A 10,847-nucleotide genomic window follows, 5' to 3' on the forward strand; every position below is an offset into this window, starting at 1 on the left:
CTGCTACCCTAACCGTTTGAAACACCCGTCAGACCATAGCCAAGAACGGTGTCCCAGACTATCCTTTGCAGGGCCAGCGCGGTTTGCGGTGACAGCGTCGTGATCGGGCTGCCATCGGCGCGGGTCAGATCATGCGGCAGGCCCTTGGGGCTGCGCTGATAGATCACCGCGTAATGGGTCAGCGCCATCAGATAGGCGCCGATGTCGTTGAAGTGGATGGTATCGACCGCCCCCGCGTCATCCCGCGCAAACAGATCGTCGCGCGTGGCCAGCCCCGGCACCGCGCCCGCCTCGATCGCGCGCACCGTGGCCGCCATCACCGGACCGCCGGGAATGATGTAGATGTCGCCCACCCCTGCCTGCGCCATCGCGCCTGCCAGCAGGGTGCCCTGCCACGCCCGCGCGCTGTCGGCGTCGATCCGCGCCAGCCAGCCCTCGGGGTCGTCGGTGCGGTGCCACGTCTCATAGAGATACAGCCGCACATCGGGCCGCGCCTTGCGGGCGCGCTCGGCCCAGAGCGCCAGATGCCGCGCGCTGTCGTGATAGCGGATGGCGTCGCGGATCTCGACCATTTCGGTCAGCACCACCACGGGGTAATCGCCGCTGTCCAGCGCCTCTGCCGCCGGGCGGTGGCGGTCATGCGCGTTTTCGGTGTCGAAACCCGCCACCTCGCCGCGCCAGTGCTCTTTCAGGCTGCTGCCCCAGCCGAGCTGGCTGGCATGGTCATGCCCCGCCATCTGCGCCAGCATCGCCGGCATGTCGCGCCCCACCAGCGAATGTCCCAAGTGATACACCGCCTGCGGACCCTGCGGCGCGGGCAGCGGCACCGACAGGCGCGCGGTCAGCGCATCTGCCGTCAACGGCTTGGCCATCCGCCCCTGCCACCACCACCAGACCCCGCCCGCCAAGGCGGCGATCACCAGTGCAAGTATCCCTGTGCGCATCGCTTTCCCTCTGTTTCCCGCCGACATATCTGATAACTCTGGCCCCGAAAGACCAGATGGAGGCCATCTTTTGCTGACCTTTCTCATGATCCGAAACGCCGCACCCCGCGCCCGCTTCTACCGGGTTGAAGTCGCCTACAACCTGTTTGGCGAATATTCGGTGGTGCGCGAATGGGGACCAAAGGGCAAGGGCGGGCAGCATCTTCTGGTCTGGTTCTCCAACCTGCGCGATGCCTGCGCGGCTGCCGACAGGTGGCGCAAGCGGGCCATGCAGCGCGGCTATGTCACCGAAGGAACAAGCGCATGACACATCTTTGGGTCCGGGCCGAACAGCGCCCGAATGAGGAACGCGTGGGCCTGACGCCCGACGGCGCGGCGGCCTTGGTGCAGGCAGGGCTGCGGGTGACGGTCGAGAAATCCTCGGTCCGCGCCATTCCGCTGGATGGTTATGTGCAGGCGGGGGTGGAGATTGCCGAGGAGAACTCGTGGCCGCAGGCGCCCGCCGATGCGATCATCTTCGGCCTGAAGGAGTTGCCCGAGGACGGCACCCCGCTGCCGCACCGGCACATCATGTTCGGCCATGCCTACAAGGGCCAGCCTGCGGGGCGGGAATTGCTCAAGCGGTTCAAGGCGGGCGGCGGCACGCTCTATGATCTGGAATATCTGGTGAACGAGGATGGCCGCCGTGTGGCCGCCTTCGGCTATTGGGCGGGCTATGCGGGGGCGGCGGTGTCGCTCAAGGCATGGGCGGCGCAACAGCGCGGCGCGCTGATCGGCCCCGTCGCCAAATATCCGGGGCGTCAGGCGCTGCTGGATGATCTGGCGGCAGAAATGCACAGCCTGCTGCGGCCCCGTGCCATCGTGATCGGTGCCTTGGGCCGCGTCGGCACCGGCGCAAGTGACCTGTGCGAGGCGCTGGGCGTCAGCGTCACCAAATGGGACATCGCGGAAACCGCGCATGGCGGACCCTTCCCCGAGGTGCTGCAACATGAGATCTTCCTCAACTGCATCCTCGCCCGTCCCGGTTGCCCCGTGTTCGTGCCGGCCAGTGCCAAGACCGGGTCGCGCGCGCTGACCGTGATCGGCGATATCGCCTGCGACCCCACATCGGATTTCTCGCCGATCAAGGTCTATGACCGCGCGACCGATTGGGCCGCCCCCGCCCTGCGCGTGGCCGACAACCCGCCGCTCGATGTGATGGCGATCGACAACCTGCCCTCCCTGCTGCCGGTGGAGAGCAGCGAGGATTACGCAGCCCAGCTTCTGCCCAGCCTGCTGACGCTGACTGCGCTTGATGCGGGTGTCTGGGGGCGGGCACGCGCGGAATATGACCGCCATATCGCAACTGTCTGAGGGAATACGGATATGACAATTCATTGGTGCGGCACCGGCCTGTCCTCGGTTCCCGGCCTGCGTCGGCTGATCGAGGGTGGCCACAAGGTCGTGGTGTGGAACCGCACGGTCGACAAGGCGCGCGAAGCGGTGGGCGACATCGCCACCGACATCCGCGCCTTTTCGCTGCAAGCCTTGGCCGGGGCGCTGGAGCCCGGCGATATCGCCATTTCAATGCTGCCCGCCGACCAGCATGTCGCCATCGCGCAGCTTTGCCTTGAAAAGGGGGCAAACTTTGTCTCCTCCAGCTATATCGCGCCGGAAATGCGCGCGCTGGATGGCGCGTTCCGCGACAAGGGTCTGGTCAGCCTGAACGAGATCGGGCTCGACCCCGGCATCGACCACCTGATGGCGCATGATCTGGTGGCCCGCTACCGCGCCAGCCCCGCCTATCACGCCGATAACGTGCTCAGCTTCACCAGCTATTGCGGCGGCGTGCCCAAACAGCCCAACGCCTTCCGCTACAAGTTTTCATGGGCGCCGGCGGGCGTGCTCAAGGCGCTGCGCTCGCCCTCGCGCTCTTTGCGCAACTTCTCGGAACTGCGGGTCAGCCGCCCGTGGGATGCGATCACCGCCTATGACGCGCCGCTGCCGAAGCCCGAATCCTTCGAGGTTTACCCGAACCGCGACAGCATCCCCTTCATCACCGATTACCGTTTCGATCCGGCATGGAAGCTGCGCGATTTCGTGCGCGGCACCATCCGCCTGAACGGCTGGGCCGAGGCATGGGCGCCCATCTTTGCCGAGATCGAAGGGCTCGAAGGCGCCTCCCCCGCCGAGGTGGATGCCGCGCTGACCGCCCGCGCCAATGCGCTGCTGAAAGAGAACTCCTATGCGCCGGGCGAGCCTGACCGCGTGGTGCTGTTCGTGTCGCTCAAGGCCGAGCGTGACGGCAAGCCGGTGTTCCACGAGACATGGGCGATGGATGCCGCAGGCGATGCGCGCGGCACCGCGATGGGCCGTCTTGTGTCGGTTCCGGTGTCGCTGGGGGTCGAGGCGGTGGCCGCACGGCAGATTCCCGCCGGTGTCCATGCCGCCCCGCATGACCCCAAGCTGATCACCGCATGGATGGATCAGGTGCAGGGTCTGGTGCAGTATCTCGACCGCGTCGATCATCTGGCCTGACCCGCCCTTTGCGGAGGGGCGCTCTAGCTGCGTGACAGCGCCCCCGCCCTTGGGCTATGCTCGCCCCTGACAAGCACCGGGAATCCGGGCGGGCAGGGCGGGCGGAACCTTATGGCGAAACAACGCGCAACTCAGGGCGGCTTTGGCGCGAGCGGTTTGCGCGTGCGCTTCGCCGTCTGGCAGGCGGCGCGCGGTCCGGTGGCGCAGGGCTTCACGTCATCGCCCGAACCCCGCTCCATTGGCCTCTTTGCCAAGGGGCGGCAGTTGGTGGCCGGAAACTTCCTGTTTGCGGGTCATCTGGTCGAGGCGCCGGGGGCGGGCCTGTGGGACATCACCCCGCCCGATGCCGATTTTGCCACCGAGCTTCAGGGCTTTGCATGGCTCGATGATCTGGCGGCGCTGGGTGATGCATCGGCCCGCGCCCGCGCGCAGGGCTGGACGCAGGACTGGATCGCACGGTTCGGCGCAGGCAAGGGGCCGGGCTGGACGCCCGATCTGACGGGGCGGCGGGTGATCCGCTGGATTCACCACGCGCTCTTCCTGCTCAACGGGGCCGACAACGCCGCCACCCACGCCTATTACCGCGTGCTGACCACGCAAACCCGCTACCTGTCGCGCCACTGGGCGCGCGCCGCCCCCGGCCTGCCACGGTTCGAGGCGCTGACCGGGCTGGTCTATGCGGGGCTGTCGCTGATCGGGATGGAAACCCTCGTCGCGCCCGCCGTTGCCGCGCTGGCGGTCGAGGCCAAGGCCGAGATCGACGCCTGGGGCGGGATCGCCACCCGCAACCCCGAAGAACTGCTCGAGGTGTTCACCCTGCTGAACTGGGCTGCGCAGGCGCTGACCGAGGCAGGCCATACGGTGCCGGGCGATCATCTGGACGCGATCGAGCGCATTGCCCCCACCCTGCGCGCCCTGCGCCATGCCGATGGCGGGCTGGCGCGGTTTCATGGCGGCGGCAAGGGGGCCGAAGGGCGGCTCGATCAGGCGCTGGCCAGTGCAGGCATCCGCCCGCACAAGGCGCTGGGCCACGGCAACGCCCCCGCGATGGGGTTCGTGCGGCTGTCGGCGGGGCGCACCTCCATCATTCTCGACGCCGCAGCGCCCCCCGGCGGGCGTGCGGGCGGGTCGGCCCACGCCTCGACCTTGGCGATGGAAGTCACCTCGGGGCGCAGGCCGCTGGTCGTCAACTGCGGATCGGGCGGGCCCTTTGGCACCGAATGGCGACGGGCAGGGCGCGCCACGCCTTCGCATTCCACCCTTGGCATCGACGGGGTGTCCTCCTCGCGCTTTGGCGCAGGTTCGGGCGATGTGCTCGAAGAACGCGCCACCGTGCTGACGCTGCGCCAGCAGGCCACGACCGAAGGCGCTGCCGTGCATGCCGCGCATGATGGCTGGGCGCAAACCCACGGCCTGACCCATGCGCGCGATCTGGCGCTGTCGTCGGATGGCCGCCACATCGCGGGGGCCGATACGCTCATCTCGCTCAACCCGCAGGGCAAGGCGCGGTTTGAACGGGTGCTGGCGGCGACCGGCCTGCAGGGCGTGCCGTTTTCCATCCGCTTCCACCTGCACCCCGACACCGATTCTACGCTCGACATGGGCGGCAACGCCGTTTCCGTTGCGCTCAAATCCGGTGAAATCTGGGTGTTCCGCCACAGCAGCCGCGCGAAACTGTCGCTGGAGCCTTCGGTTTACCTCGAACGCGGGCGGCTCAAGCCGCGTGCGACGAAACAGATCGTGCTTTCCGGCCACGCCGCCGAGATTGAAACCCGTATCGGCTGGACCTTGGCCAAAGCACAGGATACTCCGCTGGCCATCCGCGATCTGGACCGCGATGACACCCCGGTCCCCCTCTGACCAAAGGGCTGCCCATGACCAACCTCGTCCCCATCGGCCGCGCGCTGATTTCCGTTTCCGACAAATCCGGCCTCTTGGACCTTGCCCGCGCGCTGCATGGCATGGGCGTGGAACTGATCTCGACCGGCGGCACCAGCAGTATGCTGCGCACCGCCGGACTGCCGGTGCGCGATGTGTCCGATGTGACGGGGTTCCCCGAAATGATGGATGGGCGCGTAAAGACGCTGCACCCCCTTGTGCATGGCGGGCTGCTCGCGCTGCGCGATGATGACGAACATCTGGTCGCGATGGCGGCGCACGGGATCGAGCCGATCGACCTGCTGATCGTGAACCTGTATCCGTTCGAGGAGACCGTCGCCAAGGGGGCCGATCACGCCACCTGCATCGAGAATATCGACATCGGCGGCCCCGCCATGATCCGCGCGGCGGCCAAGAACCACAAGTTCGTGGCCGTGGTCACCGACCCCGCCGATTATGCCCCGCTGCTTGACCAGCTCAAGGCGCAGGATGGCGCGACCAGCCTTGCCTTCCGGCAGAAGCTCGCGCTGTCGGCCTATGCCAAGACCGCTGCCTATGACACCGCCGTCAGCACGTGGCTGGCGGGCCAGATCAAGGAAAAGGCCCCGCGCAACCGCTCTTTCGCCGGGAAACTGGCGCAGACGCTGCGCTATGGCGAAAACCCGCACCAGTCGGCAGCCTTCTACACCGACGGGTCAAAGCGCGAGGGCGTGGCGACCGCGCGGCAATGGCAGGGCAAGGAACTGTCCTACAACAACATCAATGATACCGATGCCGCCTTTGAACTGGTGGCCGAGTTTGCCAACGCAGGCCCCGCCTGCGCCATCATCAAGCACGCCAACCCTTGCGGCGTGGGGCAGGCGGGCAGCCTGAAAGACGCCTATCTGCGCGCCTATCACTGCGACCAGACCTCGGCCTTTGGCGGCATCGTGGCGCTGAACCAGCCGCTGGATGCCGAAACGGCGGAAGAAATCGTCAAGATCTTCACCGAAGTCGTGATCGCTCCCGGCGCGAGTGACGAGGCCAAGGCGATCTTTGCCGCCAAGAAGAACCTGCGCCTGCTGACCACCGCGGGCCTGCCCGATCCGCGCGCGGCGGGCCTCGCCTTCAAGCAGGTGTCGGGCGGGATGCTGGTGCAGGACCGCGACAACGGCTGGCTGAACCCCGCCGATCTGAAGGTCGTGACCAAACGCGCGCCGACCGAGGCGGAAATGGCCGACCTGCTGTTCGCATGGAAAGTCGCCAAACACGTCAAGTCGAACGCCATCGTCTACGTCAAGGACGGGGCCACGGTGGGCGTCGGCGCAGGCCAGATGAGCCGTGTCGACAGCACCCGCATCGCCGCCCGCAAGGCACAGGACATGGCCGAGGCGCTGGGCCTGCCCCAGCCGCTCACCATCGGGTCTTCCGTCGCATCGGACGCGTTCTTCCCCTTCCCCGACGGCCTGCTGACGGTGGCCGAGGCGGGGGCCACGGCGGTGATCCAGCCCGGCGGCAGCATGAACGATGCCGCCGTGATCGCCGCCGCCGACGAGGCGGGGCTTGCGATGGTCTTTACCGGCATGCGCCACTTCCGGCACTGACCCATGCGCATCGCTGCCATCACCGCGATTGCCACCTTTGCCCTCGATCAGGTCAGCAAACTGGCCGTGGTGCAGGGGCTGAACCTGATCGAGCGCGGCGTGATCGAGGTCTTGCCGCCCTTCCTCGTGTTCCGCATGGCATGGAACAGGGGCATCAACTTCGGCCTTCTGGCCAATGATGCCGATCTGGCGCGCTGGGCGCTGATCGTGGTGTCGCTGGCGATTTCGGCTTGGGTCTGGGTCTGGGTGCGGCGCGAAAATCCGGGCCGCTGGGCGCAGATCTCGGCGGGGCTGCTGGTGGGCGGTGCCTTGGGCAATGTGATCGACCGCATCCTTTACGGAGCGGTTGCCGATTTTCTCAACATGTCCTGCTGCGGCATTGAAAACCCCTATGCATTCAACGTGGCCGATATCGCGATCTTTGCGGGGGCGGCGGGGCTGGTGCTTTTCACGGGCGGCGGCAAGGACGGCAGCGGCAAGGATAAGCCAGGCCCACGGAAAGCGCGCCGAAAGACCCCGTGACGCGGCGGGTGGATTGCGCTAAGACGGGGACATTGGCTTGGTGGAGGCGATGATGCAGACAGCACGGATAATCCTCGCGGTGACCTGCGCGGCGCTTCTGGCTGGCTGCGGCAATGGCAGCGACACGCCGCAGCTCATGAACATCCGCTCCACCACGGCGGGGCCGGACGAGTTCGGCATCCTGCCGCCCAAGCCGCTGGAAATGCCGACCGATCTGGCGCAATTGCCGGAACCCACGCCGGGCGGCACCAACCGCACCGACCCCACGCCCGAAGCCGATGCCATTCTGGCGCTGGGCGGGCGTCCGGGCGCGGGCGCGGGGCTTGATGGCGGGCTTCTGGCCCATGCGGGGCGCTATGGCGTTGCCTCCGGCATCCGCCAGACGGTTGCCGCCGAAGACCTGCAATGGCGGCGCGACAACAATGGCCGCGTGCTGGAACGGCTGTTCAACGTGAACGTCTATTACCGCGCCTATGAAAACCAGTCGCTCGATCAGCACGCGGAACTGTGGCGCTGGCGTCAGCGCGGGGTGCGCACGCCTTCGGCCCCGCCACCGCCCGCAGAATGACGGTCACATTGGCGTAGGCGGGGCTTGCGCCCGCCGCCGCGTGACGTAGCTTTGCCGGGAAACGATCAAGGATTTTCCCGCAATGCCGCCACGGACTCTTGCCCGCACATTCGCGCTCTGCCTGTTGGTCGCTCCTCCGGCGCTTGCCCAGGATGTCACCTCTTTCCGTCTGGACAACGGGCTTGACGTGGTGGTGATCGAAGATCACCGCGCCCCCGCCGTGACGCAGATGGTCTGGTATCGCACCGGTGCGGCGGATGAGCCGCCGGGTCGGTCCGGCATCGCGCATTTTCTGGAACACCTGATGTTCAAGGGCACCGAAACCCTTGCCCCGGGCGAGTTTTCGGCCACTGTCGAGGCGCAGGGCGGCACCGACAACGCCTTCACCAGCTGGGATTACACCGCCTATTTCCAGCGCGTTGCCGCCGACCGGCTTGATCTGATGATGCAGATCGAAGCCGACCGGATGCGCAACCTGCAAATCTCGGAAGAAGATATCGTCACCGAACGCGCCGTCATCATCGAAGAACGCAAGCAGCGCACCGACAGCCGCCCCGCCGCGCTGTTGCAGGAACAGATGCGCGCGGCGCAATTCCTCAACCATCCCTACGGCATCCCCATCATCGGCTGGATGCACGAGATGGAGCAATTGGGACGTCAGGACGCGCTGGACCATTACGCCCGCTTCTACGCGCCCAACAATGCCATTCTGGTGGTCGCGGGTGATGTGACCCCCGATGCCGTGCGCGAGATGGCGCAGCGCCACTATGGCCCCTTGGCCCCCTCCGATGCCATCACCGACCGTATCCGACCGTCTGAGCCGCCCCAGCGCGCCGAACGCCGCCTGACGCTGACCGATGCGCGCGTGTCCGAACCCTATGTCATGCGCACCTACCTTGCCCCCGAACGCAACCCCGGCGATCAGGAAAAGGCCGCAGCCCTGACCATTCTGGCCGAACTTCTGGGCGGCTCGGGCCAGACCTCGCTCTTCGCGCAGGCGCTGCAATTCGGCGCCGATCCGGTGGCCGTGTTCTCCTCGGCCTATTACGATGGCACCGCGCTCGACCATGCCACCTTCGGCCTTGTCGTCGTGCCGATGCCGGGCGTCGATCTGGCCACCGCCGAGGCCGCGATGGACGGGGTGATCGCCCGCTTCATCGAAACCGGCCCCGACCCCGAGGATTTTGCCCGCATCAAGACCCAGATCCGCGCCGACCAGATCTATGCCCGCGACAACAGCGATGGCCTTGCCCGCCGCTATGGCGAGGCGCTTGCCGTGGGGCTGAGCGTGCAGGATGTGCAGGACTGGCCCGCCGTGCTCGATGCCGTCACCGCCGAACAGGTGCAGCAGGCCGCGCGCGACGTGCTCAACCGCAACGCCGCCGTGACCGGATGGCTGATGCCCGAACCGCCGCCCCCCGCCGCAGAAGCCGCCGCAGAACCCGCTGCCGCGCCCCAAAACGCAGCCCAGATGCCCGAGCCAGAAGAGGCCGCCGAATGAACATCCTGCGCACCGCTGCCTTCCTGCTCGCCTTCGCGCTTCCCGCCCATGCGGAAATCGAGATCCAGACCGTCACCTCGCCGGGCGGCATCACCGCATGGGTGGCAACCGAACCCGGCATCCCCTTCACCGCGCTCGAAGTGCGCTTTCGCGGCGGCACCTCGCTCGACGCGCCGGGCAAGCGGGGGGCGGTCAACCTGATGACCGCGCTGATCGAGGAAGGCACCGGCGATCTCGACTCCATCGGCTTTGCCCGCGCGCGCGACTCGCTCGCCGCCAGCTTCAGCTTCTCGTCGGATCAGGACAGTGTCGGCGTCTCGGCCCGTTTCCTCACCGAAAACCGTGACGAGGCGGTAGACCTCTTGCGCCGCGCCCTGACCGAACCGCGCTTTGACCAGGACGCGATCGACCGTGTGCGCGGGCAGGTGCTGGCCGGTCTGCGGCAAGATGCGATGAACCCAAGCACGCTTGCCAGCCAGCGCCTGCGCGCGATGGCTTTCGCCGACCATCCCTATGCCACCACCGGCGACGGCACGCCCGAGTCGGTCACCGCGCTGACGCGCGATGACATTCTGGCCGCGCACCGCGCCACCATCGCCCGCGACCGCGTCTATGTGGCCGCCGCCGGCGACATCACCGCCGAAGAGCTTGGCCCCCTGCTCGACACCCTGCTGGGTGGCCTGCCCGAAACCGGCGCGCCTCTGGTGGGGCGCGCCCCGATGAACCTGACGGGCGGCATCACGGTGCAGGATTTCCCCGGCCCGCAGGCCACCGTGCTTTTCGCCCATCAGGGCATCAAGCGCGACGATCCCGACTTTTTCGCCGCCTCCATCCTGAATGAAATCCTTGGCGGGGGCCGCTTTTCCGCCCGCCTGATGACAGAGGTGCGCGACCGCAGGGGCCTGACCTATGGTATCGGCAGCTATCTGGTGGGCTACGATCAGGCCGAAATGCTCATGGGCCAGTTTTCCTCGGGCAATGGCACCGTGGGGCAGGCGATAGAGGTGATCCGCGACGAATGGCGCAAGATCGCCGCCGAAGGCGTCAGCGCCGAGGAATTGCAGCGCACGCAAACCTATCTGACCGGCAGCTATCCCCTGCGCTTCGACGGGAACACCCCGATCGCCTCCATGCTGGTGGGGATGCAGATGATCGGCCTTGATCCCGATTACCCCAAGACCCGCAACGCCAAGGTCGAGGCGGTGACGCTGGAAGACGTCCGGCGGGTGGCCGCGATCCTGTTCCGCGAAGGCGATCTGCGCTTTGTCGTCGTGGGCCAGCCCGAGGGCGTCACCTCGACCGACTAGCGGCAGAAGGGGCAGCGAATCTGTGGC

Annotated in this window: 10 protein-coding genes; 9 read left to right on the forward strand and 1 reads right to left on the reverse strand. The window is 67.1% G+C overall.

Features of this window, described 5'->3' with window-relative positions:
• Positions 1–8: 8 nt before the first annotated feature.
• Positions 9–944, reverse strand: a complete 936-nt coding sequence (locus G3572_RS11110) for a hypothetical protein (protein WP_164611769.1) — start codon at positions 942–944, stop codon at positions 9–11.
• Positions 945–1,014: 70 nt separating this feature from the next.
• Here G3572_RS11110 and G3572_RS11115 point away from each other — a divergent pair, with 70 nt between their 5' ends.
• From G3572_RS11115 to G3572_RS11155, 9 genes are all read left to right on the forward strand, one after another.
• Positions 1,015–1,251: a WGR domain-containing protein gene (locus G3572_RS11115; RefSeq protein ID WP_164611771.1), complete on the forward strand. Its 237-nt coding sequence runs from the start codon at positions 1,015–1,017 to the stop codon at positions 1,249–1,251.
• Positions 1,248–2,297: a saccharopine dehydrogenase gene (locus tag G3572_RS11120; protein ID WP_164611773.1), complete on the forward strand. Its 1,050-nt coding sequence runs from the start codon at positions 1,248–1,250 to the stop codon at positions 2,295–2,297. The genes G3572_RS11115 and G3572_RS11120 overlap by 4 nt, the downstream gene beginning before the upstream one ends.
• 12 nt (positions 2,298–2,309) lie before the next feature.
• On the forward strand, positions 2,310–3,461 hold the full coding sequence (locus G3572_RS11125) for a saccharopine dehydrogenase family protein (RefSeq protein WP_164611775.1): 1,152 nt from the start codon (positions 2,310–2,312) through the stop codon (positions 3,459–3,461).
• Positions 3,462–3,572: 111 nt separating this feature from the next.
• Complete coding sequence (locus G3572_RS11130; protein WP_164611777.1) at positions 3,573–5,321, forward strand: heparinase II/III family protein; 1,749 nt, start codon at positions 3,573–3,575, stop codon at positions 5,319–5,321.
• 14 nt (positions 5,322–5,335) lie between these two features.
• Positions 5,336–6,922: a bifunctional phosphoribosylaminoimidazolecarboxamide formyltransferase/IMP cyclohydrolase gene (gene purH, locus G3572_RS11135; protein WP_164611779.1), complete on the forward strand. Its 1,587-nt coding sequence runs from the start codon at positions 5,336–5,338 to the stop codon at positions 6,920–6,922.
• A gap of 3 nt (positions 6,923–6,925) precedes the next feature.
• The gene (lspA, locus tag G3572_RS11140; RefSeq protein WP_164611781.1) at positions 6,926–7,444 is read left to right on the forward strand and encodes a signal peptidase II; all 519 of its coding nucleotides are present in this window, start codon (positions 6,926–6,928) and stop codon (positions 7,442–7,444) included.
• 52 nt (positions 7,445–7,496) lie between these two features.
• Positions 7,497–8,012, forward strand: a complete 516-nt coding sequence (locus G3572_RS11145) for a DUF3035 domain-containing protein (protein WP_435530971.1) — start codon at positions 7,497–7,499, stop codon at positions 8,010–8,012.
• An 82-nt stretch (positions 8,013–8,094) separates the two neighbouring features.
• Positions 8,095–9,513: a M16 family metallopeptidase gene (locus tag G3572_RS11150; protein ID WP_164611785.1), complete on the forward strand. Its 1,419-nt coding sequence runs from the start codon at positions 8,095–8,097 to the stop codon at positions 9,511–9,513.
• Entirely contained in the window at positions 9,510–10,820 is a 1,311-nt protein-coding gene (locus tag G3572_RS11155) for a M16 family metallopeptidase (protein ID WP_164611787.1), read from the forward strand. The genes G3572_RS11150 and G3572_RS11155 overlap by 4 nt, the downstream gene beginning before the upstream one ends.
• Positions 10,821–10,847: the final 27 nt, after the last annotated feature.

The sequence above is a fragment of the Pseudotabrizicola algicola genome, assembly GCF_010915705.1.
Classification (GTDB): Bacteria; Pseudomonadota; Alphaproteobacteria; order Rhodobacterales; family Rhodobacteraceae; genus Pseudotabrizicola; species Pseudotabrizicola algicola.